22 protein-coding genes are annotated in these 25,260 nt (G+C 28.5%); 20 read left to right on the forward strand and 2 right to left on the reverse strand.

The window, feature by feature from the left end:
• Window positions 1-212 precede the first annotated feature (212 nt).
• The 3 genes from INR60_RS15130 to INR60_RS15140 are packed head-to-tail and all read left to right on the forward strand — an operon-like array spanning window position 213 to window position 2,832.
• The gene (locus INR60_RS15130) at window positions 213-1,229 is read left to right on the forward strand and encodes an ABC transporter ATP-binding protein (protein WP_194192339.1); all 1,017 of its coding nucleotides are present in this window, start codon (window positions 213-215) and stop codon (window positions 1,227-1,229) included.
• On the forward strand, window positions 1,222-2,037 hold the full coding sequence (locus INR60_RS15135) for an ABC transporter permease (protein ID WP_194192340.1): 816 nt from the start codon (window positions 1,222-1,224) through the stop codon (window positions 2,035-2,037). Before INR60_RS15130 ends, INR60_RS15135 begins: the two co-directional genes overlap by 8 nt.
• Before the next feature lie 3 nt (window positions 2,038-2,040).
• The gene (locus INR60_RS15140; protein WP_194192341.1) at window positions 2,041-2,832 is read left to right on the forward strand and encodes an ABC transporter permease; all 792 of its coding nucleotides are present in this window, start codon (window positions 2,041-2,043) and stop codon (window positions 2,830-2,832) included.
• A 584-nt stretch (window positions 2,833-3,416) separates the two neighbouring features.
• On the opposite strand, the gene INR60_RS15145 is transcribed toward INR60_RS15140, so the two are convergent.
• Window positions 3,417-3,842: an IS1/IS1595 family N-terminal zinc-binding domain-containing protein gene (locus INR60_RS15145; protein ID WP_194192342.1), complete on the reverse strand. Its 426-nt coding sequence runs from the start codon at window positions 3,840-3,842 to the stop codon at window positions 3,417-3,419.
• A 189-nt stretch (window positions 3,843-4,031) separates the two neighbouring features.
• Here INR60_RS15145 and INR60_RS15150 point away from each other — a divergent pair, with 189 nt between their 5' ends.
• From INR60_RS15150 to INR60_RS15160, 3 genes are all read left to right on the forward strand, one after another.
• On the forward strand, window positions 4,032-4,370 hold the full coding sequence (locus tag INR60_RS15150) for a hypothetical protein (protein ID WP_194192343.1): 339 nt from the start codon (window positions 4,032-4,034) through the stop codon (window positions 4,368-4,370).
• Between the two features lie 65 nt (window positions 4,371-4,435).
• Window positions 4,436-4,597, forward strand: coding sequence for a hypothetical protein (locus INR60_RS15155; protein ID WP_194192344.1), 162 nt, complete (start codon window positions 4,436-4,438; stop codon window positions 4,595-4,597).
• Window positions 4,598-4,690: 93 nt separating this feature from the next.
• Window positions 4,691-5,416, forward strand: a complete 726-nt coding sequence (locus tag INR60_RS15160; protein ID WP_194192345.1) for a hypothetical protein — start codon at window positions 4,691-4,693, stop codon at window positions 5,414-5,416.
• 31 nt (window positions 5,417-5,447) lie between these two features.
• On the opposite strand, the gene INR60_RS15165 is transcribed toward INR60_RS15160, so the two are convergent.
• Complete coding sequence (locus INR60_RS15165) at window positions 5,448-5,879, reverse strand: nucleoside 2-deoxyribosyltransferase (protein ID WP_194192346.1); 432 nt, start codon at window positions 5,877-5,879, stop codon at window positions 5,448-5,450.
• A gap of 168 nt (window positions 5,880-6,047) precedes the next feature.
• On the opposite strand from INR60_RS15165, the gene INR60_RS15170 reads away from it, so the two are divergent.
• The 14 genes from INR60_RS15170 to pulA all read left to right on the forward strand — a co-directional run bounded on the left by INR60_RS15170 (window position 6,048) and on the right by pulA (window position 25,239).
• Window positions 6,048-6,320, forward strand: a complete 273-nt coding sequence (locus INR60_RS15170) for a hypothetical protein (RefSeq protein WP_194192347.1) — start codon at window positions 6,048-6,050, stop codon at window positions 6,318-6,320.
• Window positions 6,321-6,389: 69 nt separating this feature from the next.
• Window positions 6,390-6,695 (forward strand): hypothetical protein, encoded by a 306-nt coding sequence (locus INR60_RS15175; protein WP_194192348.1) that lies wholly within the window; start codon window positions 6,390-6,392, stop codon window positions 6,693-6,695.
• 109 nt (window positions 6,696-6,804) lie between these two features.
• Window positions 6,805-7,917, forward strand: a complete 1,113-nt coding sequence (locus INR60_RS15180; protein ID WP_194192349.1) for an ABC transporter ATP-binding protein — start codon at window positions 6,805-6,807, stop codon at window positions 7,915-7,917.
• A gap of 43 nt (window positions 7,918-7,960) precedes the next feature.
• Window positions 7,961-8,923, forward strand: coding sequence for a PucR family transcriptional regulator (locus tag INR60_RS15185; RefSeq protein ID WP_194192350.1), 963 nt, complete (start codon window positions 7,961-7,963; stop codon window positions 8,921-8,923).
• 200 nt (window positions 8,924-9,123) lie between these two features.
• A complete protein-coding gene (locus INR60_RS15190; RefSeq protein ID WP_194192351.1) occupies window positions 9,124-10,338 on the forward strand; it encodes a sugar ABC transporter substrate-binding protein in 1,215 nt (404 codons plus the stop codon).
• A gap of 112 nt (window positions 10,339-10,450) precedes the next feature.
• A complete protein-coding gene (locus tag INR60_RS15195) occupies window positions 10,451-11,338 on the forward strand; it encodes a carbohydrate ABC transporter permease (protein WP_420797499.1) in 888 nt (295 codons plus the stop codon).
• Window position 11,339: 1 nt separating this feature from the next.
• Window positions 11,340-12,203: a sugar ABC transporter permease gene (locus INR60_RS15200; protein ID WP_194192353.1), complete on the forward strand. Its 864-nt coding sequence runs from the start codon at window positions 11,340-11,342 to the stop codon at window positions 12,201-12,203.
• A 25-nt stretch (window positions 12,204-12,228) separates the two neighbouring features.
• Entirely contained in the window at window positions 12,229-13,944 is a 1,716-nt protein-coding gene (locus INR60_RS15205) for a glycoside hydrolase family 13 protein (protein WP_194192354.1), read from the forward strand.
• A gap of 116 nt (window positions 13,945-14,060) precedes the next feature.
• Window positions 14,061-15,080 carry a LacI family DNA-binding transcriptional regulator gene (locus tag INR60_RS15210; protein ID WP_194192355.1) on the forward strand — a complete coding sequence of 340 codons (1,020 nt, stop codon included), beginning with the start codon at window positions 14,061-14,063 and terminating at the stop codon, window positions 15,078-15,080.
• Between the two features lie 18 nt (window positions 15,081-15,098).
• The gene (locus INR60_RS15215) at window positions 15,099-17,246 is read left to right on the forward strand and encodes a TIM-barrel domain-containing protein (protein WP_194192356.1); all 2,148 of its coding nucleotides are present in this window, start codon (window positions 15,099-15,101) and stop codon (window positions 17,244-17,246) included.
• A gap of 19 nt (window positions 17,247-17,265) precedes the next feature.
• Window positions 17,266-18,747: a 4-alpha-glucanotransferase gene (gene malQ, locus INR60_RS15220; protein WP_194192357.1), complete on the forward strand. Its 1,482-nt coding sequence runs from the start codon at window positions 17,266-17,268 to the stop codon at window positions 18,745-18,747.
• Complete coding sequence (locus INR60_RS15225; protein ID WP_194192358.1) at window positions 18,747-21,110, forward strand: glycogen/starch/alpha-glucan phosphorylase; 2,364 nt, start codon at window positions 18,747-18,749, stop codon at window positions 21,108-21,110. Before malQ ends, INR60_RS15225 begins: the two co-directional genes overlap by 1 nt.
• A gap of 127 nt (window positions 21,111-21,237) precedes the next feature.
• Window positions 21,238-23,265, forward strand: coding sequence for an amylo-alpha-1,6-glucosidase (locus INR60_RS15230; protein WP_194192359.1), 2,028 nt, complete (start codon window positions 21,238-21,240; stop codon window positions 23,263-23,265).
• 3 nt (window positions 23,266-23,268) lie between these two features.
• Window positions 23,269-25,239 carry a type I pullulanase gene (gene pulA, locus INR60_RS15235; RefSeq protein ID WP_207729588.1) on the forward strand — a complete coding sequence of 657 codons (1,971 nt, stop codon included), beginning with the start codon at window positions 23,269-23,271 and terminating at the stop codon, window positions 25,237-25,239.
• Window positions 25,240-25,260: the final 21 nt, after the last annotated feature.

The raw sequence follows: 25,260 nt of genomic DNA on the forward strand, positions 1-25,260 counted from the left end.
ATAAATTATAATGTTAAATTTTGAACAATGTAAAAACATAAAATGGAAAAAGTGTTAAACATGAAAAAATATGAAGTTTTCTTTGTAAGAATCTACAAAGAAATGTAAAAGTATTATGTAAATAGATTATTGGTAACGTTTTCGATGTATAATAAATTTATTACTTCATTATAAGAGTGTTTAATTTAGGTGAATGGGGGAAATAAGAATTTATGATAAAGGTAAACAATATAAATAAAGAATTTAAAATAAAGAAGAAAGAAAAGGGATTAAAAGGTGCGATGAAGTCATTGTTTACAAATGACTTTGAACTTAAAAAAGTTGTATCAGATATTTCGTTTGATATAAACAAGGGGGAAGTTGTAGGATATATTGGAGCAAATGGGGCTGGAAAGTCAACAACTATTAAGATGATGACTGGAATTTTAACGCCAACAGCTGGAGAAATAATAGTAGATGGAATAGTACCCTATAAGGAAAGAGAAAAAAATGCAATTAATATTGGAGTAGTATTTGGGCAAAGAACTCAACTTTGGTGGGATTTAGCCCTTAGAGAAACTTTTGATATATTAAAAGATATATATTCTATAAGTGATAGTGATTTTGATAGAAGCATGAAGTTTTTAAATGAGGTTCTTGAATTAGAGGAATTTATAGACAGGCCAGTTAGAATGCTGTCATTAGGACAGAGGATGAGGGCTGATTTAGCAGCGTCTTTAATACACAATCCTAAGATACTTTATTTAGATGAACCAACTATAGGGCTTGATATAGTTGTAAAGGAGAATGTTAGAAAGGCTATAAAAAGAATTAATAAAGAGTTTGGTACAACTGTAATATTAACTACTCACGACTTAAGTGATATAGAAGAACTTTGTGAAAGAATAATAATTATAGATAAAGGAAAGAAAATATATGATGGTAGTTTAGATAAGATAAAAGAGAGATTTGGATATATTACTACATTAGATATATCTTTTAAAAATAAAGAAGAAAATATTAGCTGCGATAGTTTAAGAAATTTATTTAAGATAGGAAATGATGAATTAAAGTTAAAATTAGATGGTGAAAAGATAAGTATAAAATATAACAAGAATCTAATAACATCATCTGATATATTATATAAACTTATGCAAAAAATATATGTTAATGATTTTAAAATATTAGAAAGTAGCATAGAGGATATAATCAAAAAGATTTATAGAGAGGGGATGACTGAGTATGAATAAAAGAGACCTTAAGATATTTTGTACGTTCATAAAGGGAGCATTAAAAAAAGAATTAGCATATAAAGCTGAGACTTTTATGTGGATGTTTGGAAGTTTTATTGTTGTTATTGTGACTTATTTTTTATGGAAAGCAATATACAGTAGTTCAAATGAAAGTATAATTAAGGGGTTTACTTTAAATGAGATGCTTATTTATGTTCTTATAAGCTATATAATTGGGATGGCTACATCTTCAACTATTTCATACGAAGTTTCAAAGGAAGTTAGAGATGGGAGTATTGCAATGAGTATAACTAAGCCCATTTCTTATAGGAGAAGGATGATAGCTATAGGAGTTGGGGAATTCCTTTATAAGTTTATACTGGTAGTTATACCGGCTATGATTTTTATTAGTATTTTTGGAATATATAAAGGTATAAATATAGAGTTTTCTAATATAGTTTTTGGACTTTTAAGTATAGTTTTAGCTTTTTTAATTAATGTATATTATTCATATATGTTTGGACTAGCTGCCTTTAAAATTTATAATATGTGGGGAGTTTCTCAAATTCAAAATGCTATTGTAATGCTTATTTCAGGAGCATTAATACCATTAAACTTTTTCCCAGATGTGATAGGAAAAATAATAAAAGTACTTCCTTTTAGCTCAGTTATATATACCCCATCTATGATATACCTTGGGAAAATTCAAGGTGTATCAATTCTTAAAGAGTTAGGATTTCAGTTGTTTTGGGTAATAATACTTGGATATTTATCAAAGGTTATTTTTAGCAAAGTTATTGGAAGTTTAAGTGTACAAGGGGGTTAAAAGATGAAAAGGTATTTTAGTATATATATTAAATTTTTAAAGCAATATTTAAAGGTGCTTATGGAGTATAAGGAAGACTTTTTAGCTGGTATAGTTGGATTTTTTTTAGTTCAGATTTCTTCAATAGTATTTATAGGATTAGTATTTAATAATATTCCAAGCTTAAATGGATGGTCATTTTATGAGATATTATTTATCTATGGATTTTCTCAAATTCCTAGAGGGATAGATCATATATTTACCGATTACCTTTGGATATTTAGTAGAGAGTCTATAGTTACAGGTGAAATGGATAGATATCTTTTAAGACCTTTAAATCCGTATTTTCAAGTTATTGCGCAAAGATTTCAGCCAGATGGATTTGGTGAACTTTTAACAGGGGCAATCCTTATTGTTTTTTCAGGGATAAAACTTAATATATCTTTGGGGTTTATGGATGTTTTAGGATTTATAATAGCAGTTTTTGGAGGAACTTTAATATATACAGGAATAAAGACTGGAATGGCAGCTATTGCATTTTGGACTAAAAGAAGTATGAGCTATTTAAGGGTAGCCTATGAAATGAGTGGATTTTCTAAGTATCCTGTTAATATTTATCCAGGTGGGATAAAGGGAATTTTAACTTTTGTAATACCATTTGCTTTTACAGGATATTATCCGGCAGCTTATATTTTAGGTAAGGAGAGCTTTTTGAAAGGAGTGTTACTTACTGCTTTTATTGGTATTTTAACAATGAGTATAGCCTATTTTATATGGCTTAAAGGAGTAAAGTCATATGAAGGTATTGGGAATTAATGGGTTTTGATTAGTCTTTGTATATTAAAATAAAATTTATGAGAATTACTCACCCATCTGTTCTGAACTTATGTTGTTTGTGCAGTAGATGAAAAAATATTATTATATTTTTTAAGGACATTAGGAAATAAGCTATTAAGATCTTATTTTAATATGGTTGTACTATAAGTAATTAATTTATAAAAAAATAAATTAGACAAGTTTTTAAATTAGCAGAAAATATCATGGTGAATATTAGGGTAAAAAAATCTTGAATCAAGTTTATTTTCAAACCATATTACAATCCAATTAAGATATTTGTTTAAATACTTAGTAGCTACTCCATGATATTTTTTGAAAATTATTTTACGTAAAAATTTAATGAAATATTGAGATAAATAGGTCAAGTTTTCAATAAGCTTAGGATTATATTTAGATAATTTTAAGTCTCGTCTAGATATTCTAATGCAAATTCTTTTTGAGGGGATATCATGTGCTGGTATAAACTTGGCTTTTTTATTGTATTTTAGTGAGGATATAGCATTATCTATATCATTAAGAGACATACTTTTTCTAAAAGAAACCTTTGCAAATGAATTCTGGTATTAATTTATTGCAAGCAAAACATAGATTTTATCACGTTTATTAAGGTTTTTTAAAACTGGTGGAGTCTTTTGACCTTTAAAATTTTCCTTAAAATAAGTATGTTTTATTAAAACTCTCCCATGTAAATTATATGGTGAGTTTTGAATTTCAGCTTTGTTTAGAATTTTGTGACGCCATCTAAAAGAAGTATCTATGCAAATATTTAATTTAGAAGCACACTCTCTAATTGACAATCCAGAAGACATTAATTTAAAATACTCAAGCCATAGAATATGAGATTTTTTAGATTTGCTCCAGATTGAGTTAGTTCCGCTAGTATAAGTTTTTAGACATGATCTGCACTTATAGCGCTGGTTATTTTTATAATGACCGTGTTTAATATATAAATTAGAACTACAATGCGGACAGGATATTGAATCATTCATATTTATCACCTCAATTTTTATTATTTACAACTTGACAAAGTTATATACATAAACAACAAAAGTTCAGAACAGAGGGGATAGGGAGATAGAGATGGGTTTATGGGTATATATTATTAATGGATAAAAAATTTAAAAAAACATTGAAATTAATAATAATTATTATATAATAAAAACAAAAAGGAGTATTTTATGAATATAAATGAATTAATTTTAAAAGAAAAATCAGTTGCTAAGTTAAGAGAATTTGTAATTGATGTATCTAATTGTATAGTGGATTCACAAGATAGAAATGAAATAATAAATAAGTTAAAATATATATTAAATATAGTAGGAGAAATGCAATACGATAATTGCACTGTTTCGGATTATGAAGCATTAATAGACGAAGAAGTTGTTTTAGATATATTATTAAATAAGGGTAATTTAGATCAAGAAACAGCAAAAGAAATAGTTTATAATAAACAAAAATATCTAAATGGTGAATATACACCTAAAAAAGTCTTAAGTGGAATATTAGGAGAAAATTAAATACAGAAACTACCTCTTTAAATATCAAATTAATTAGGAATACTATTAATGTCGGAGGTGGTTTTATGACATATGAAGATAAACTATACAAAAAAGAGATAATAAAAAGATTATCAAAAGATGGAAAGTCAGAAGAAGCACTTGAAAGTAAAACAATTGCTGAACTAGAAAGTATGATGACAGAATATGATAATAAGAGAATGTTTGATCCAACTCTGCATGACTAATTTAAAAGCTACGCTATTAAGGCGTAGCTTTTTTGTAACAAAAATCAATTATATTTCATATTATAACTCATAAAAATTATATGGGTGAGTGTAATGAAGAAAATAATTTGTTTTAAAGACAAAGACGAGGTAATTGAAAAAGCAAAAAAAATAATAAAAAATAATAAAGAGTTATTTGATTTAGAAGATGAAGAAATACATGTAGTTTACGAAAGAGGAGATATAAATAATGCTTTTATTAGCAAAAGTTTTATAGGAAAGAATAAACTTAAAGTTGGAATTTCTAAAATGGATTTAGAATATGCGGACAAAGGATTAAAATTGCTTTTAGGACATGAACTAACGCATGCTAAATTTTTTAAAAGTAAAAATGAAGAAAACACTTTAAAAAAACTACAAGAAGGATTAGGATTAACTTTGAAACTAGGGGGATTTTTAGGGAAAGAAGTTATAATTAAAAGAATGATTCTTGAAACTCTATGTGATATAAATGCTATAAAAGTAATGAAAGCGGATATAAGCGAGATTGATGCTTACTTTAATAGGGGAATAGTATTTGTTGATAAGGATTATGTTATTTCAGGATATTTACCTCCAGATCAAAGAAGGCTTATTGCAGAAAAATATGGATTAAAAAATAAAGTTTGCAAAGAAATGTTTGCAATAGATTTTATGAAACTTTATAACAAGGCAGTTGAAAATTCAAAAGTAACTAAACTAAAAGTAGAAAATGTAGAAGAAATTATAGAAGTAATAGATAGATTTTTTTATGAGGAATTTATGATTAAAGAAGAAGTTTTTAAAACATATAGATTTTAAGAAGCTGTATACTATACAGCTTCTTTTAAATTTAAAAAACTTTTCCTATATAAGAACTAGTTTCTAGCTTTTCAAAATCGTATGATCTTAATGCTTCAATAGAATCTATATATGCATGTAAACTATCGCTTATCATAAGGTTAACTGGGTTTTTAGTTAAGTTTACTACTATAACTTTTTTGCCTATAGCATAAGAGTATCCGCATTCCCAAGCAGTTCCGCTATCAGAGTAATTTCCATTACTTATTATTGCAACTACTAAATCCGCTTTGTTTATTTCAGTTTTATCAGCTAGGAAAGTTTCTTTTCTCCACTCAAGTGAACCGAATTCTAGGTCGCTTTTTAATTCAAATGGTGCAAAAACTTCAAATCCCTTTTCTTCTCTTAAAACTTTTAATACACTAGTCATTCTTTCAAGTTCATCATCATTAAAGAACGGACTTGCTAAATATATTTTTTTCATAGGTTTCCTCCAAATTTTAATAATTTATATTAGTCTAATTATATGAAATAAATTTAATTTACATAAGGGGTAAAATGAAAATATATAAATTCTAATAAAAAATTATATATTATTAGAAAATTTGGTAATAATATTTTTATGAGATTTTAAATTTAAGGAGGAATTTAAATGAATAGTTCTACATTATATAATGATCTTCTAGAAATATATAGGGTAAACAACCTACATAATAATAGAGATACAGATAAATTATTACAAATGTTAAATAATAAGGGGGCAGTGCTTACCGCTAAAGAACTTATCAGAAATAACGATATGGATTTTGATATAGAAGAAATTGTATTAAAAGATAGATATTCAGAAATATTTAGTGAAGAGGATAGAGATATTTGTAAAAGAAGATTAACTCATAAAAATGATAATATAAGTGAGCTTACTTAAGGCTCTTGTAATAATATAGCTTGAAATAACATAAAATATTAGTAATAAAGTAAAAGTGGGGAAAGTGACGTGGGAATAGGATTAGTATTAGAATCGGATTTATATATGGATATGCTAGAACTTTACAAAAAAGCTGATATTGAGTGTAATTATAGGCCAGAAAAATACTTGAATTTTATTAGTGTAAAAGGCGCAATAAACGCAGCAAAAGAGCTAATTAAAGACGAAAATGAAATCTTAGATATAAGTATTTTAAAAGAAAAAGATAGGTTAGACCTTACTGTTGAAGCCTTAGTCACTAAGAGTAAATATAAAAAGATATTTACTAAAGAAGAGATTGATATTTGTAAAAAAAGATTAGAAAAGTTTAAATAAGCTAGGTTTATATTTTATAAACCTAGCTTATTTTTGTGAATTTTGTGCATAGATGAAAAGGTTTAACTAATGTAGAATAAGGGTATAAAATTTTAGGAGGGAATAAAATATGGCAAAAGTAGTTTTAGAACATATTTATAAAGTTTACCCAGGAGATGTGGTAGCAGTTAAGGATTTTAATTTAGATATAGAAGATAAGGAGTTCGTAGTTTTTGTTGGACCATCAGGGTGTGGTAAATCAACAACACTTAGAATGATTGCAGGACTTGAAGAAATTTCAAAAGGTGAATTAAAAATTGGAGATAGAGTAGTAAATGATGTTGAACCTAAAGAAAGAGATATAGCTATGGTTTTCCAAAACTATGCATTATATCCTCATATGAGCGTATTTGATAACATGGCATTTGCTTTAAAACTAAGAAAAGTTCCAAAAGAGGAAATTGAGAAAAAAGTAAGAGAAGCAGCTAGAGTATTAGATATAGAGCATCTTTTAGAGAGAAAACCAAAAGCTTTATCAGGAGGACAAAGACAAAGGGTTGCACTTGGAAGAGCTATAGTTAGGGAGCCTAAGGTATTCTTAATGGATGAACCTTTATCAAACTTAGATGCAAAATTAAGAGTTCAAATGAGAACTGAAATTTGTAAATTATATCAAAAGTTACAAACAACTTTTATATATGTAACTCACGATCAAGTTGAGGCTATGACAATGGGAACTAGAATAGTTGTTATGAAAGATGGAATAATTCAACAAGTTGATACTCCACAAAACATCTATCAAAAACCAGCTAATATGTTTGTTGCAAGTTTCATAGGAAGCCCACAAATGAACTTCTTAGAAGGTAAGGTAGAAGAAGAGAATGGAGCGTATAAAGCTTACTTTAAAAAAGGTGGAGAAGTTAGATTCCCAAAAGAAAAAGGGGACAAACTTAAGGCTCAAAACAAATTAGGAGAAATGATAATTTTCGGAATTAGACCTGAAGATTTAAATGACAAAGAAAAATATATGAAAGCAAATCCAGATTGCATAATCGAATCTAACGTAGAAGTTACTGAACTTATGGGTTCTGAAAGTTATGTATATACTAAGTTTAACAATCAAGATGTATCTATAAAATTAAATTATGCAAGTGATTTAAGAACTGGCGATAAAGCTAAGTTTTATATGAATACAGAAAAAATGCATATTTTTGATAGAGAAACTAATTTAAATATAGGATAATAGTAAGTGAGGTATATAAAATAAAAAGGGGAAGAGAAGGCAAATGCGAAATTTTAAAAGGCTATTAGAAGAGATATATTCACATACGAAAATACCATTTATGGTAAAGATTAATGGGGAAGAAATTTTTAATAAAATCAGCAAAGAAGAACTTCTTGAAAGTATGATAAAAGCTGAGGTATTAGAGATTGGAAAAAATAAAATATGTATTATAACTCTAGAGAGAGACGGAAATTGTATGAGTCTTCTAAAGTATCTTATAGGTGATAAATTACATGAGTATTTTAAAAGTAATGAGATGCTAATTAAAAGGATTTTAAATGGGGAAGAAATAAAAAAAGAAGATATTGAAGCTGAGATAACTGTAGTTAAAGATAGTTTTTATTTAATTGATATATTTATAGATAGAGGAAGGCTAGAAATAGCTAAAGAAGTTATAGATAAATTATATAAAAATAATGAGGTCGTAAATTTAATTTACAAAGATCATATTTTGTTACTTGGAGATTTTGATAATGTGTTAGATCACATAAACAGTATACTTGAAGTTATTGAATCTAATGTTTATTCAGAATGCTATATATCATATAGGACAATTAGTAATGTTTTAAATCTAAAAGAAGATTTTAAAATCATAAGTTACAAAGTAATGCTTGCAAAGAAAAATAAATTAAGCAAAAGAGTATTTGGAGATGATGATTTATTTCTTGAAAGTATGGTAGATAACATAAATAGTAAGTTTAAATATGGAATATGCAAGGAATTCGATAATAAGCTTAAAATGTTAGATGATGAACTTTTAAGAACTATAGATATGTTTTATAAAGCAGGGTTAAACTTAAGCGAAGGAGCTAAAAACTTATATATTCATAGAAATACTCTTATTTATAGAATTGAAAAGATTCAAAAGATAACAGGGTATGATATAAGAGAATTTAATCAGGCTGTAGAATTTAAAATGATAATATCTATATGGAAAGAAAATCTATTAACAGTTTGTTCATAATTCAATTGTAATAGATTACAAAAAGACAATAATTAGAAAAAATATATTGTGATTAGGTAGAAAAAGTTATAAAATATAATTGAAAACGATACCAGAAGTTACAAGACAGAACTTATTATAATCATAAAGGTCATAAATTTTTTTAAGAATTTTGGAATCGTTACCGAAATTCCATAAAAGTATTAAGGGGGAAAGGTTAAATGATTAAAAGAAAAAGAATTTTAGCAGGAATTATCGCAGCTGTTGTAGTTGCAGGAACACTTGTAGGATGCGGAGGCGGAGATAAAAAATCAGCAGATGCATCTAAAGAATTAAAAGTATGGTCAAGACTTACTGAACAAGAGGTTGAAAAAATTAAGCCTATGGCTGAAAAATGGGGAGAAGAAAACGGCTATAAAGTTACTATGGTTATAGACAAGAGTAAAACTCAAGAGTCAATGCAAGCGATTAAAGCTGGTAAAGGTCCAGATTTAATGTTTGGTATAGCACATGATAACTTAGGGCTTTATGAAAAAGCAGGATTACTTTCAGAAGTACCTAGCGATTTAATTAAAGATGAAGATTTCGCATCAAAACAAGTTTTAGATGCAGTAACAATAAACGGAAAGAAATACGGAGTGCCACTAGCACAAGAAACTATAGCTTTATATTACAATAAAGATAAAGTGAAAGAAGCTCCAAAAACTATGGAAGAAGTAGCAAAACTTGGAGAAAGCGTTGGATTTAAATTTGATATAAATAACTTCTACAACAGCTACGGATTTATAGCTGCAAACGGTGGATATGTATTTAAAGATAATAACGGAACATTAGATCCAAACAATATAGGACTTGATAATGCAGGTGCAATAAAAGGATACCAATTCATTCAAGATTTAGTAGTTAAAGATAAATTAATGCCAGCTGATATCAAAGGTGATATGGCTAAAGGTGATTTCTTAAATAAAAATTCTGGTCTTTATATTTCAGGACCTTGGGATGTTCAAGCTTTCAAAGATGGTGGAGTTAACTTTGATGTAGTTCCAATGCCAACTTTAGATGGTAAGAAAGTTCCAACATTTATGGGTGTACAAGCAGCATTTGTTAATAACAAATCAGATAATCAAGATGCAGCTTGGAAGTTATGTAAATACTTAGTTGAAAATTCAGGCGAAGTAATTCTTAACACAGGACACAGAATACCAGTTACTAAACAATATTTAGATAGTAAAGAATTTAAAGATAATAAATTAATGGCAGCATTCGCAGAGCAAGCTAAAAACGCTACTCCAATGCCAAACATTCCAGAAGTTCAAGCTATGTGGGAACCAGCAGGTAACAACTTAACATTATTAACTTCAGGAAAAATCACACCAGCAGAATGCGGTAAAAATATGGTAGAACAAATTAAACAAGGTATTGCACAACAAAAATAGTTAACTTAAGATAGGGAGGTTTAAGCCTCCCTGTCAAATAAGTTATTTTTTTTGAAAGGGGATGGAAACGGTGCCAAAAAGTAAAAAGAATAGAATTAACACTATAAAATCAATGCCTTATTTAATACCGGCTATGATATCAATTGCAATATTCACAGTTATACCGATAGTATACACAGTTTATATAGCATTTACTGATTACACTATGTTTACTCAAGGAAGTCCAAAATTCGTAGGACTTGAAAATTTTAAAGACGTATTTACAGGTCCATTTAAAGAGGTATTTATGCCTGTATTTGGATGGAATATTATATTTGCTGTTTGCGCAACAGTATTAACATTTTTATTAGGACTTATAGTTGCTATAGCTTTAAATAATCCTAACTTAAAGGAAAAAGCATTTTATAGAGCAATACTTATAATTCCATGGGCACTTCCAGCAACAGTTGCCGTTCTTTCATGGCAAGGTCTTTTAAATGGAAGTTATGGAGCTATAAATAATTTACTTATGAATTTACACATTATAAGCGAACCAGTTCAATGGTTAACAGATCCTAATATGGCTAGATTATCAATAATCGTAGTTAGTGTTTGGCTTGGTTTCCCATATATGATGAACGTTTGTTTAGGAGCACTTGGTTCAATTCCAGATAGTTATTATGAAGCAGCAGATGTTGATGGAGCTAGCAAGTTCCTTCAATTTAGAAAGATAACTCTTCCAAGCTTAGCTAGAACAGCTTATCCACTTTTAATTTCTTCATTTGCATTTAACTTTAATAACTTCGGTTCAGCATTCTTAATTACAGAAGGGTTACCAGCAAGGGTAGGAACATCTTTTGCAGGTTACACAGATATACTAGCATCAGTTAACTACAAATTATCAACTCAATTTGGTAGATTCGATATTGCTGCGACAATCAGTATAATCTTATTTATTATCTTAGCTAGTATTTCATACATTCAAATGAAAATGTCAGGTCAATTCGAGGAGGTGGAATAATATGAGTAACGGAGAAGCAATTAAATATAAAAAGAGGCTAAGGCCAGCTGAAATAAGAAGCGTTTGGATATCTAGAATATTTTTAATTTTTATGGTTTTAATAGTATTATTCCCAGTACTTTCGGTAATAGGAGCTTCAATGGCAAAAGGTGAAGCTTTTACACAAACTTCTATTTTACCTAAGGCATTTTCACTAGAAAACTATAAAAAGGTTTTAACAGAAACAGATTTCTTAGTTTGGATGAAAAACTCATTACTTGTATGTTTTGCAATTTCAATAATACAATTAATGTTAACTATACCAACTGCATATGCATTTTCAAAAATGAAGTTTACAGGAAGAAAAAATGGACTTATGTTCTTACTTTTACTTCAAATGTTCCCAACAACTATGGCATTACCTGCAATACTTGCAGTAGTTTATAGAATAAACGGAATGGACCACCTTATAACTCTTATCGTAATTCAATGTGGTGCTAGTGCATATAACATTTGGCTTATGAAAGGATTTATGGATGGAATTCCAAAAGAACTTACAGAAGCAGCCTATGTTGACGGAGCAAGTCAATTCGAGGCATTTAGAAAGGTAATATTACCTTTAACTAAAAATATGCTACTTGTAATATTCTTATTTACATTTATAGGAGCTTACAGTGAGTTCATCTTTGCTTCAGCAATTATGAAAGACCCTGCAAGTCAAACAATTCCAATAGGTTTACAACAATTTATAAGAAACCAATTCTCAACTAACTGGACTCAATACTCAGCAGCAGCTATTATGGCATCACTTCCTATAGTGATTCTTGCAACAGTTGGTCAAAAATACATGGCTAAAGGTTTAGTTGCAGGTTCAGTAAAAGGTTAATAAATAACTTTGGAGGGCTAAAGCTATGAATTTACATGCAATTTATCACATCCCCGAAGTTCCATATTGTTATGGAACTTCTAAAAACACTATCTATTTAAAACTTAGAACAGCTAATGAAGATTTAAAAAAGGTTAATCTTTATTACAAAGAAAAATATGCTTGGAAAACTGGGTTTACAAAAAAAGAAATGAATTTAGAAGCTCAAACTGAATTATTTAAATTCTTTGGAACTCTTATAGATGTAAGTGAAGGAAAAGCTAAATATTTCTTTTCTGTAGAAGATAAAAATGGCTTAGAGATTTTCTTTAGTGAAAGGGGAGTATCAAAAAATAAGCCTGATGAACTTGGAAATTTCCACAAGCCTTATGTTCACGAAAGTGAAATTTATAAGCCTGTTACTTGGGCTAAAGATTCTATAGTGTATCAAATATTTCCAGAAAGATTCTGTAATGGAAATAAAGAAAATGATCCAAGAGATATAGAAAAATGGGGAAGCGATGTTAAGCCTAAAAGTTTCTTTGGAGGAGATTTAAAAGGAATAACAAACAATTTAGATTATATAGATAGTTTAGGAATAAACCTTATTTATCTAACACCTATCTTTAAATCAAAATCTAATCATAAATATAATATTATGGATTATTTTGAGATAGATAAGAGCTTTGGAACTAAAGAAGAATTTAAAGAATTAGTAGAAAAGGCTCACAGTAAAGGTATAAGAATAGTTTTAGATGCGGTATTTAATCACACAGGTGATGATTTCTTTGCCTTTGAAGAATTAAAAAAAGATAGTAATTCAAAATATAAGGATTGGTACTATATAGATGGTGATAGCGTATGCCAAGAGAAAATTAATTATAAAACTTTTGGTGAAAGACTAAAGTATATGCCAAAGCTTAATATGGATAACAAAGAAACAAAGGAATACTTCTTAGAAGTCGGAAGGTATTGGATTCGTGAGTTTGATATCGACGGTTGGAGACTTGATGTAGCTGATGAAGTATGCCATTCATTTTGGAAAGACTTTAGAAAAGCAGTTAAAGATTTAAAAGAAGAAGCTTTAATAATAGGTGAAGTTATGCACCTTGGAAATGAATTTTTAAAAGGTGATGAGTTTGACTCAACTATGAATTACCCGTTTAGAGAAGCTTGTTTAGATTTCTTTGCTTATGGAAATATATCATCAAGAGAATTAATAGATAGGATAATTTTAAGAAAAGAAGGCTTAATTAATTCTATGTATAAAGAGATGCTAAACCTTTTAGATTCTCACGATACAGCTAGATTTTTACATGAGTGCAAAGAAGATAAGAGAAAACTTGCCTTAGCTGAAGTTTTTAAATTTACAAGTGAAGGCGTTCCATATATATATTATGGAGATGAAGTTGGACTTACAGGGGGAGATGACCCTGATTGTAGAAGATGTATGATTTGGGAAGATGATAAAAGAGATATAGATCTTTTAAATCATTATAAAAAATTAGCTAAGATTAGAAAAGAAAATAAAGAGCTTATAGATGGAACTACAGAGATTTTAGTTTCAGAAGAAAAGACTTTAGTTTATAAAAGGGTTTTAGGAAACGATTCAATTATGGTAATAATAAACAATTCTAAAGATCCTTTAGAATTAGATTTAGGTTTAAGAGGTAACTATAAAGATATCTACAGTGAAAAAGATATATTTATAGATGAGAAATTAAAGATTAATGAATTTAACTTCAATATACTAAAATTATAAGGAAAATTACTCCATATTCTTTAAGTAAGGGGTATAATATACCATATAGACGGGAACGATACCGGTAATATTTTCAGAAAAAGTATAAAGTTAGAGAGTATGTGGGAGGAAATTATATGAATATAAAAGATATAGCAAAGATGGCTGGAGTGGGAGTTAGTACGGTTTCTAGAGTTATAAATAATCATCCAGATGTTAAAGATGAAACTCGTGAAAAGGTTAAAAGAATAATAAAAGAAAGTAATTATATCCCAAACGATAGTGCAAGAATACTTAAAAAGAATAATAACAATAACATTGGAGTTTTGGTAAAAGGTGTATTTAACCCATTTTTCTCAGAAATGATAAGTATTATTTCAAATAGGGTAGGAGAAGCTGGGTATACTATGATACTTCAGCAAAATGATTTTAATGATGGTGAAGATTCAGATAGATTAATTTCATTTGCAAAAGAAAAGAGACTTCAAGCACTGATTTGTTTAGGGGGAAACTTTAACCATATAAACGAAGATACATTTAAATTTTTAAATATACCTATTATCTTAACATCTGTAAATACCTTATATATGGATAAGGCAAATGAAAATCAATTTTCATCTATTGGTATAGATAATAAAAAAGCAGCTAGAGATATGACTGAGTATTTAATAAATAGAGGACATAAAAATATTGCTATAATGCTTGGAGATAAAGAGCACGACGGAATAAGTTCTCAAAGACTTGAAGGGTACAAGGAAGCTATGAAAATGTCTTCTTTAAAAATAGAGGAAAAGAATATATTGATAGGTGAATACACATTTGATGGTGCGTATAAAGAAACTAAGAGATTTTTAAAAGAAAATAAAGATATAACAGCTATATTTGCTATATCAGATACTATGGCAGTTGGAGCATCTAAAGCAGCTTTAGATTTAGGGCTTGAAGTAGGAAAAGACATATCAATTTCAGGATTTGACGGAATGGATATAGCAAAATACTATAATCCAGGGATAACTACAGTTAAACAACCAAACAAAGATATGGCAACAAATAGTATAGATTTATTACTAGCTCTTTTAACAAAAAAAGAAAACCATAAACATATTGTTTTTGGAACTAAAATAATTGAAAGAGAGTCCTGTACAAGCGTTAAGTAAATATTAATGGAGGGTATTATGAGAAGTTTTAAAATAAATAAAAATATAATTAAGTATACTTTTGGGGATCCATTAGAAACTGAATCAGTTATAAAAAATAAAGGTGAAGAAGTAAAAGAAAATCTAAAGTATTTATCTTTAGAAGAAGAAAGTCTTACATTTGGACTAAAAAAAGAAGATATAATCTATGGTCTTGGAGAAAATGTCGGAGGAATAAATAAGAGAGGAAGAATTTTTGAAAGTTTTTGTACTGATGATTTCTCTCATACTCCTGAAAAAAAGAGTCTTTATGGGGCTCATAACTTCTTTGTAGTTTACGGTGAAAAAACTTTTGGAGTGTTTTTAGACTTTGGAGGAAAAGTTATCTTTGATTTAGGTTTTAACGATAAAGATAAATTAAAAATAACGGTTTTAGAAAATGATTTTAACCTTTATATAATTGATGGAGATAATATTTTAGATATAGTTAAAAACTTTAGAGATATAATCGGAATGAGTTACGTAGCGCCAAAGTGGGCACTTGGAGTTGGTCAAAGCAGATGGGGTTACAAAAACGAAGAAGATGTAAGAAATGTTTTATCTAGCTATGAAAAAGAAGAAATGCCACTTGATATGATCTATCTTGATATTGATTATATGAAAGATTTTAAAAACTTTACTGTAGATACAGAAAGGTTTAAAGATTTCGAAGGGTTTATAAAGGAATTCAAAGAAAAAGGAATAAGACTAATACCTATAATAGATGCAGGTTGCAAAATAGAAAAAGGGTATGATGTCTACGAAGAAGGAATAAAAAATAATTTTTATTGCAATGATGAAAATGGAGATCCTTTTGTTGCAGCTGTGTGGCCAGGGCTTGTTCACTTTCCAGACTTTTTAAATAAGGATGCTAGAAGATGGTTTGGATTAAAATATAAATTTTTAACTGATAAAGGAATTGAAGGGTTCTGGAATGATATGAATGAACCTGCAATATTTTATTCAGAAAAAAGGTTAAAAGAAGCTTTTAATTACATAGATTCTTTTAAAGATAAAAATATTGGAATTTATGATTATTTTGATTTAAGTTCTAGCTTCGATAAATTAAAAAATAGTATTGAAGATTACAAAAGTTTTTATCATAACATAGATGGAAATTTAATAAGACATGATAGAGTTCATAATCTTTTTGGATTTAATATGACAAGATCAGCTAGTGAAGGATTAAAAGAGATAGATGAAAATAAGAGATTTTTACTATTTTCAAGAGCTTCAACAGTTGGAATGCATAGATACGGTGGAATATGGACTGGAGATAATGCGTCTTGGTTTGAACATATAAAATTAAATCTTCAAATGATGCCAGGAATTAATATGTGCGGATTTATATTTACAGGAGCAGATACAGGAGGCTTTGGATCTGATGCAAATGAGGAATTAGTTATAAGATGGTCAGAACTAAGCTTATTTACTCCTTTATTTAGAAATCATGCAGCACTTGGTACTAGAAATCAGGAACCTTATTCTTTCTCAAAAGAAGGAAGAGAGACATTAAAAAATATATTAGATTTAAGGTATGCACTAATACCTCATTTATATAGTGAATATATGAAATCAATTCTAAATAACGATATGTATTTTAAACCTTTAGCATTTGAATACAATGATGATTTTTCAAAGAGAGTTGAAGATCAATTACTTCTTGGAGAAAGCTTAATGATAGCTCCAGTTTATGAAGAAAATGCAAAAGGAAGATATGTATATATTCCAGAAGACATGCTACTTTTAAAAGCAAATTCTTTAGAAAATATAGAGTTTGAGGTATGCAAAAAAGGCGTAAGCTATATGGATTTAGAACTTAATGAAGTACCAATCTTTATAAGAAAGAATAAGATGTTAGTGATAAATAATAGTAATGCTAAGAGAGTAGAAGAAATAAATGAAGATACATTAGATATATTTGCATTTGTAGATAATAAAGCTATTTACACTTACTATAATGATGATGGTATAACAAATGACTTTAAAGAGGGTAAATTCGAAAAAATAGATATAGTAATAGAGAAAGATAATGAAAATTATAAAATAGAAGCAAAAAGCATAGGATTAAAGAAAGAGAAAAAGTTAAATTTAACTATATTTAACTTAGATGGAAGTAGAGTAGAGAAAAAAATAACTATTTCCTAGAGTATAAGGGGGATTAAAAATGAAAAGAGAAAGTGGGATATTAATGCATATCTCATCTCTTCCTAACGAATTTGGAATCGGTTCCTTTGGAAGAGAAGCATATGAGTTTGTAGATTTTTTAAAGCTTGCAGGTCAAAAATATTGGCAAATACTACCGCTTGGACACACAAGTTATGGTGATTCACCATATCAATGTTTCTCAGCTTTTGCAGGTAATCCACATTTTATAAATTTAGATACACTTAGTAAAAAAGGATATTTAAAAGAAGAAGATTATAAAGATATAAACTTTGGTGAAGATAAAGAAAAAGTAGATTATGCGCTAATCTTTAAGAAGAGAAACGAAATTTTAGAAATTGCATATAATAATTTCTATAAAGAAAAGAATGAGGACTTTGAAATATTTAAAAAAGAAAATAGCTTTTGGCTTGATGATTATAGTCTTTATATGGCTATAAAAGAAAGCTTTGATCTTAAATCATTTAGAGAATGGGAAGATGAAAAGTTAGTAAATAGAGACGAGGAAACATTAAAAGAATATAGAGAAAAACTAAAAGAAAGAATAGAGTATTATAACTTTTTACAATATGAGTTTTTCTATGAGTGGAGTAATCTAAAAGAATATGCAAACTCAAAGGGAATAAAAATCATAGGAGATTTACCTATATATGTTGCAGATGATAGTGCAGATATGTGGAGTAATCCTAAAAACTTCAAAGTTGATTCAAACAATAACCTAAAAGTAGTTGCAGGGTGTCCTCCAGATGCTTTTGCAAAAACAGGACAACTTTGGGGAAATCCTATATATGATTGGGATAAGATGGAGAAAGATGGATTTGACTGGTGGATTTTAAGAGTTAAAGAGAGCTTAAAAATCTACGATATGATCAGAATTGACCACTTTAGAGGTTTTGAAAGTTATTACGAAATACCTTATGGAAATAAAACAGCTGAAAACGGTAAATGGGTAAAAGGACCTGGAATTAAATTATTTAATAAGATAAAAGAAGCTCTAGGTGATGTAAACGTAATAGCAGAAGATTTAGGATTTATGACTAAAGAAGTAATAGATTTTAGAGACGAAACTGGATTCCCAGGAATGAAAGTATTAGAATTTGGATTCGGTGGTGAAGATAGCACAGATCTACCTCACAATTACATTGAAAACTCAATAGCTTATACAGGAACTCATGATAATGATACTGCACTAGGATGGTTTTTAAGTATAAGTGAAGAGGAAAGAGAAAAAGCTATTAAATACTTAAAGTTAGACCTTAATGAAGGTGTAAGTTACGGGTTAATAAGAGGTATATGGGGTTCTGTTAGTAGACTAAGTATAGCTACTATGCAAGACCTTCTAAAATTAGGAACTGAAGCTAGAATGAATATACCTTCAACGCTTGGAGGAAACTGGCAGTGGAGAATGAAAGAAGGTAGCTTAACAAAAGAGTTAGCTAAAAATTTATATGATATGACTAAGTTATACGGGAGGACAAATTAATGACTAAGAATGAATTAAAGGCTAATATGGAGAGAGAATTAAAGGTTAATTACGGTGTTAATTTAAAAGAAGCAGATAACGGGCAAATATTTGCTGCACTTTCAAAAGCTTTAGTAGGAACTATAGTAGACGATTGGAGCAATACAACAGATTTATATAATGAAGATAAACAAGCTTATTATTTATCAGCTGAATACCTTATGGGAAGAGCTTTAGGAAATAACTTAATAAGTCTTGGATTATATGAAGAGGTAGAAGAACTTTTAAAAGAATTAAATATAGATATAAATGCAGTTGAAGAAGCAGAGGAAGATGCTGCACTTGGAAATGGTGGTCTTGGTAGACTTGCAGCATGCTTTATGGATTCAGCAGCAGCTGTTGAAATTCCTTTAAAAGGTTATGGAATAAGATATTCAAACGGATTATTCAAACAATACTTCGAAGACGGATTCCAATATGAATGTGCAGATAGCTGGCTTAAATACAATGACCCTTGGAGCATTAGAAAAGATAAAGATACAGTACTTGTAGAATTTGAAGGAATGAAAGTTAAAGCTGTTCCTTATGATACTCCAATTATCGGTTATAAAAATAAAAATATAAACACTTTAAGACTTTGGAAATGTGAGCCTTTAGAAGAATTCGATTTTATAGCATTTAATGAAGGAAGATATGATGATGCTGTAAAAGATAAAAATAGAGCAGAAGATATATCAAGAGTATTATATCCAAACGATGATATGAAAGAAGGAAAGTTATTAAGATTAAAACAACAATACTTCTTAGTTAGTGCATCATTAAAAGATATAATAAGAAGTCACGTAAAAATGCATGGTGAAAATTTTGATAATTTCGGAAAGCTACATGCAGTCCAATTAAATGATACTCACCCAGTTTTAGCTATACCAGAGTTTGTTAGAATTTTAGTAGATGATTTCGGTATAAATATAGATAAAGCTATAGATACTGCAAAGACAGTATTTGCTTATACTAACCACACTATATTAGCAGAAGCTTTAGAAAAGTGGGATTCAAAATTAATATATGAATTATTCCCAAGAATCCTTGAAATAGTAGAAGAAATAGATGCAAGATTTATTAAAGAATTAAAAAGAAAAGGATATAGCGAGGAAGCTATAGAAGAATTTAGAATAGTAAATGATGGAACTGTTAGAATGGCTAACTTAGCTATTCATATAGGATTTGCAGTTAATGGAGTTGCAAAGCTTCACACTGATATATTAAAAGATATAGAACTTAATAACTGGTACAAATTATATCCTGAAAAGTTCCAAAACAAAACAAATGGAATAACTCCAAGAAGATGGCTAAGACTTTGTAATAGAGAATTATCAGCTCTTATAACAGAACTTATAGGAGATGAATCTTGGGTAACTGATTTAGAAAAATTAAAAACTTTAGAAAAATATGCTGACGATAAAGCTATATTAGATAGATTTATGGAAATTAAGCATAAGAAAAAAGAAGAACTTGCAAAATATATAAAAGAAACTCAAGGGTTAGAACTAGATACAGATTCTATTTTCGATATTCAAATTAAGAGACTTCACGAGTATAAAAGACAATTATTAAATACTTTATATGTATTAGATTTATACTTTAGATTAAAAGAAAATCCAAACATGAATATAGAAAAAACTACATTTATCTTCGGTGCAAAAGCTTTCCCAGGATATAGAAGAGCAAAAGCTATAATAAAACTTACAAATGAAGTTGCAAGACTTATAAACGAAGATGAAGAAGTAAGTAAAAAAATAAAAATAGTATTTGTTGAAAACTACAGAGTTTCATATGCTGAAAAATTATTCCCAGCAGCAGACGTTTCAAAACAAATTTCTACAGCAGGTAAAGAGGCATCAGGAACAGGAAATATGAAATTTATGCTAAATGGTACTCCTACTTTTGGAACATTTGATGGTGCAAATGTTGAAATAGTTAGAGAGTCAGGAGAAGACAATAACTTTATATTCGGTTTAAGAGTTGAAGATATTGAAAGCTTAAAAGAAAAGTATAATTCAAAAGAGTTCTATAAAAATAATAAAGATATAGCGAGAGTTTTAGATGCTTTAATAGATGGAACTTTAGATGATTCAAATACAGGATTATTTAAAGACCTTTATGATTCATTATTAGTTGAGGGAGATCAATACTTCTTACTTGCTGATTTTAAAGGATTTAAAGATGAAGAAGAAAAAGTATTTGAAAGCTATAGAGATAAATATGGATGGGCTAAAAAATGCTTCTTAAATACTTGTAATGCAGGAATATTCTCATCAGATAGAACTATATTAGAATATGCAAAAGATATTTGGAATGTAAAAAGAGAAAAAAATGAAAAATAGTTAAATTACACTTCTTTGAAGTGATAATCTAATATCAAAAATACAACTAAAATTTATAGCTTAAGCTAAAATTAAGTTCTACTTAATTGGCTTAAGCTATAGTTTTATATTAGGAGGAATAGTCAAAATGAGGTTTAGTAAAAATAGTTATCCTACATATGAAAGAGGAATAGAAAAAGAGTGGATGTTATCAAACGGCAGGAGTGCCTTTTCAGGAAGTACTATTATTGGGGCAAATAGTAGAAAATATCATAGCATACTAATAGCTTCATTAAAATCTCCTGATGAAAGATATATGATACTTCCAAAGGTTTCAGAAAAGCTTTTAATAGAAGAAAAAGAATATCCTTTAACTACAACTAAATACGAAGATAAAGTTATTAAAGGATATGAAAATTTAGAGAGTTTTAATTATAATGGAATACCTACTTATACTTATCTAGTTAATGGAATAAAAATAGTAAAGGAAGTATTTTTAGAAAGAGAAAAAAATACAGCGGTAATAAAATATAAAATAGAATCAAAAAAAACTTCTGGAGATTTAATACTAACTCCATTTATGTCTTTTAGAGACCCAGGTGAAGTTAGTTTAGAAGAAAATTTAAAATTCAAAAGAGAAATTATAGATTCTGGATTCAAATTAAACCCAGAACTAAAAAAAGATTTAAATATAAGATTATTTTTAGATAAAGAATGCACAGTTTTAGAAGAAAAATATAAGTTATTAACAGATAAAGTTTATTATGATGTGGATAAAACTACAGGGGATAAATATTTAGAAAAATACTATATACCAGGTGAATTTAAAATAAGTATTAAACCTTATTCTTTTAAAGAAATCCACTTTGTGTGTACTTTAGAAGAAGGGGAAATAGACCCTATAAAAATTATAAAAAAAGAAACAGAAAGAATAGATAATTTAAGAAATACATTTGAAGAAGATAGAATTTTAGCTAAAGCACTTCCTATAGGGGGAGACCACTTTATAGTTCATAGAGATTCAACAGATAGCAAAACTATACTAGCTGGTTATCCTTGGTTTTTAGACTGGGGAAGAGATACTATGATTGCAGTAGTAGGACTTACTATGTCTACAGGAAGATTAGATGATGCAAAAGATATTTTAAAGACATTTTCAAGATATGAGAAAAATGGACTTATTCCAAATATGTTCCCGGACTTTGGAAAAGAACCTCTTTATAATACAGTAGATGCATCACTATGGTATATCCACGCTATATATACTTATCTTTTATATAAAAATGATATAAAAGAATTAGACTTTGTATATAAGGAATTATATCCTACTATGAAAAGAATAGTTAAGGCATATAAAGAAGGAACTGATTTTTCTATTAAGATGGAAGAAGACTCTTTAATAAGTGCAGGAAGCGGGTTAGATCAAGTAACTTGGATGGATGTACGAGTAAATGGAATAGTTGTAACTCCAAGACATGGTAAACCAGTAGAGATAAATGCTCTTTGGTATAATGCTTTAAAAATAATGGAATTATTAGCTATTAAATTTAAAGATCCAGACTTTAAAGAATACAAAGATTTAGGAGAAAAGGTAAAAGAAAGCTTTAATAGAGAGTTTTGGTCAGAAGAGGATAAGTATTTATATGATGCTTTAAGCGATACTTTAAAAGATAAGTCAATAAGACCAAATGCAGTATATGCAGTATCACTTCCTTTTACAATGCTTGATAAAGAAAAAGAAAAGATGATTTTAGATAAAATCTATGAAGAATTATATACTCCTTTTGGACTAAGAAGTTTAGATAAAAATAATAAAGATTATAAACCTTACTATGAAGGAGAACTATTTAAAAGAGATATGGCATATCATCAAGGAACAGCTTGGTCTTTCCCACTTGGAGCTTATTTAACAGGAGTATGTAAAGCTAATGATTATAGTAAAGATAGTTTAGAATTTGTAGATGAATGTTTAAAAGATATGGAAGAGCATATTAAAGATGATTGCCTTTACGGGATAGCAGAAATATTTGATGGTGAATTTCCAAACAAAGCTAGAGGATGCTACAACCAAGCTTGGGGAGTTGGAGAAATACTTAGAGTTTATTATGAAGATATATTAGGTAATTATAAAAATTTAGATAAGGCAAGAGAAAATTTATTTGGATTTGAGGTATAAAAAATGGATGTTAAGAATTTGTATAACAAGGACAAATGGGAAATAGTAAAAACCTTAAATAGCACTGAATTCCAAAATGAATATAAATATGATGGAGAACTTGGTGCAATTTATTCTAAAGAAAAAACTATATTTAAAGTTTGGTCACCAGTATCTAAAAAGGCGTTTGTAAAATTCTACGATAAAAATGGAGTAATCTATGAAGTAGAAGAAATGAAAGAAGATGAAAAAGGGATATTTATTCTTACAAAAGAGGGAGATTTAGATGGAACTTTTTATAGATACGCTTTTGAAATAAATAATAGTTCTACAGAAGCTTGTGATATCTATTCTAAAGCTGTTTCTTTAAATGGTGAGTTTTCTGTAGTAGTAGATTTAAATAGTACTGACCCGAAGGGCTTTAATGAAGATATTAAACCAAATTTAAATTCTCCTCTAGATTCTATAATCTATGAAATGCACGTTAGAGATTTTACTATAGATAAAACATCAGGAGTTTTTAATAAAGGAAAGTTCTTAGGACTTATAGAAGATGGGACTAAATATAATTCTGTAAAGACTGGTTTAGATCACTTAAAAGAACTTGGAATAACTCACGTTCATCTTTTACCTGTATTTGATTATAAATCAGTAGATGAAAGTAAATTTGATACTAATGATTATAATTGGGGATATGACCCTGATAATTTTAATTCTATAGAGGGGTCATATTCTACTTCGCCTAGTGATTTTAAAAGCAGAATAAAAGAATTTAAAGAAGCAGTTTTGAAATTACATGAATCTGGAATAAGAGTTGTTATGGATGTTGTTTATAATCATACATTTGAAGGAGATAATTCTAACTTTAATAAGACTTTTCCTATGTACTACTATAGAGAATGGGATGATGGAAGTTTTTCAAACGGATCAGCTTGTGGAAACGAAACAGCATCAGATAGATATATGTTTAGAAAATATATGATAGACTCAGTTAAATATTATGCAAAAGAATATCATATAGATGGATTCAGATTTGATCTTATGGGACTTCACGATATTGATACTATGAAAGAAATAAGAGAAGAATTAGATAAAATTGATAAATCTATTTTGATGTATGGGGAAGGCTGGACTGGAGGTAATACTCCTTTAAGAGAAGATTTAAGAGCTCTTAAAGTAAACACTCCAAAATACGGCAAAATGCAAATAGCAGCATTTAGTGATGATATAAGAGATGGAGTAAAAGGAGATGTTTTTAATTCTTATGCAAGAGGTTTTGCAAGTGGGGGAGAAGGTTTTGAAGAAACTATAAAATGCGGAATAGTAGCGTCTACCAATCATAGTGAAATAGATTATAATAGAGTAATTTATTCTAACGGACCTTGGGCAAATGAACCTTATCAAACTATAACTTATAATTCAGCTCACGATAATTATACTCTATTTGATAAATTAACTATAAGTTCTGGAAGTTCTAAAGAAGAAGTTATAAAGATGAATAAGCTTATAGCAAATATAACTCTTACGTCAAACGGTATAGTATTCCTTCATTCAGGTGAGGAGTTTTTAAGAACTAAAAGAGATTTAAATGGGAATATAATAGAAAATAGTTATAATTCACCTGACTGTGTAAATAAACTTGATTGGTCTAGAAAAGAAAAATATCAAGATGTATTCAATCACTACAAAGGACTTATAAAACTTAGAAAAAAATATAAGGAGTTTAGACTTGAAAGCTCAGAAGATATAAATAATAAAATAAGGTTTCAAGACACAGGAATAAGAAATTTGATTTACTACAAAATAAATAGTGAAAACAATCTAATATGTATTCACAATGGAAACAAAGAGAATAAAGTAGTAAAAATTGATAATGGAAGTTATAAAATACTTTTAGATCACAAAGGCATTTACAAAGATAATGTTCATTTTGTTGGTAAATTTATAGAGGTTTTAGGCAGAAGCTCTGTTATTTTAGAAAAAATAGACAAATAGTATATTTACTTTAAAATTACA

The organism is Clostridium chrysemydis, assembly GCF_015234215.1.
Classification (GTDB): Bacteria; Bacillota; Clostridia; order Clostridiales; family Clostridiaceae; genus Clostridium; species Clostridium chrysemydis.

Bases quoted from the DNA above. Each gene is read 5' to 3' on its own strand.
- INR60_RS15130 (WP_194192339.1), top strand. From the start codon at position 213: ATGATAAAGGTAAACAATATAAATAAAGAATTTAAAATAAAGAAGAAA.
- INR60_RS15135 (WP_194192340.1), top strand. From the start codon at position 1,222: ATGAATAAAAGAGACCTTAAGATATTTTGTACGTTCATAAAGGGAGCA.
- INR60_RS15140 (WP_194192341.1), top strand. From the start codon at position 2,041: ATGAAAAGGTATTTTAGTATATATATTAAATTTTTAAAGCAATATTTA.
- INR60_RS15145 (WP_194192342.1), bottom strand. From the start codon at position 3,842: ATGAATGATTCAATATCCTGTCCGCATTGTAGTTCTAATTTATATATT.
- INR60_RS15150 (WP_194192343.1), top strand. From the start codon at position 4,032: ATGAATATAAATGAATTAATTTTAAAAGAAAAATCAGTTGCTAAGTTA.
- INR60_RS15155 (WP_194192344.1), top strand. From the start codon at position 4,436: ATGACATATGAAGATAAACTATACAAAAAAGAGATAATAAAAAGATTA.
- INR60_RS15160 (WP_194192345.1), top strand. From the start codon at position 4,691: ATGAAGAAAATAATTTGTTTTAAAGACAAAGACGAGGTAATTGAAAAA.
- INR60_RS15165 (WP_194192346.1), bottom strand. From the start codon at position 5,879: ATGAAAAAAATATATTTAGCAAGTCCGTTCTTTAATGATGATGAACTT.
- INR60_RS15170 (WP_194192347.1), top strand. From the start codon at position 6,048: ATGAATAGTTCTACATTATATAATGATCTTCTAGAAATATATAGGGTA.
- INR60_RS15180 (WP_194192349.1), top strand. From the start codon at position 6,805: ATGGCAAAAGTAGTTTTAGAACATATTTATAAAGTTTACCCAGGAGAT.
- INR60_RS15185 (WP_194192350.1), top strand. From the start codon at position 7,961: ATGCGAAATTTTAAAAGGCTATTAGAAGAGATATATTCACATACGAAA.
- INR60_RS15190 (WP_194192351.1), top strand. From the start codon at position 9,124: ATGATTAAAAGAAAAAGAATTTTAGCAGGAATTATCGCAGCTGTTGTA.
- INR60_RS15195 (WP_420797499.1), top strand. From the start codon at position 10,451: ATGCCTTATTTAATACCGGCTATGATATCAATTGCAATATTCACAGTT.
- INR60_RS15200 (WP_194192353.1), top strand. From the start codon at position 11,340: ATGAGTAACGGAGAAGCAATTAAATATAAAAAGAGGCTAAGGCCAGCT.
- INR60_RS15205 (WP_194192354.1), top strand. From the start codon at position 12,229: ATGAATTTACATGCAATTTATCACATCCCCGAAGTTCCATATTGTTAT.
- INR60_RS15210 (WP_194192355.1), top strand. From the start codon at position 14,061: ATGAATATAAAAGATATAGCAAAGATGGCTGGAGTGGGAGTTAGTACG.
- INR60_RS15215 (WP_194192356.1), top strand. From the start codon at position 15,099: ATGAGAAGTTTTAAAATAAATAAAAATATAATTAAGTATACTTTTGGG.
- malQ (WP_194192357.1), top strand. From the start codon at position 17,266: ATGAAAAGAGAAAGTGGGATATTAATGCATATCTCATCTCTTCCTAAC.
- INR60_RS15225 (WP_194192358.1), top strand. From the start codon at position 18,747: ATGACTAAGAATGAATTAAAGGCTAATATGGAGAGAGAATTAAAGGTT.
- INR60_RS15230 (WP_194192359.1), top strand. From the start codon at position 21,238: ATGAGGTTTAGTAAAAATAGTTATCCTACATATGAAAGAGGAATAGAA.
- pulA (WP_207729588.1), top strand. From the start codon at position 23,269: ATGGATGTTAAGAATTTGTATAACAAGGACAAATGGGAAATAGTAAAA.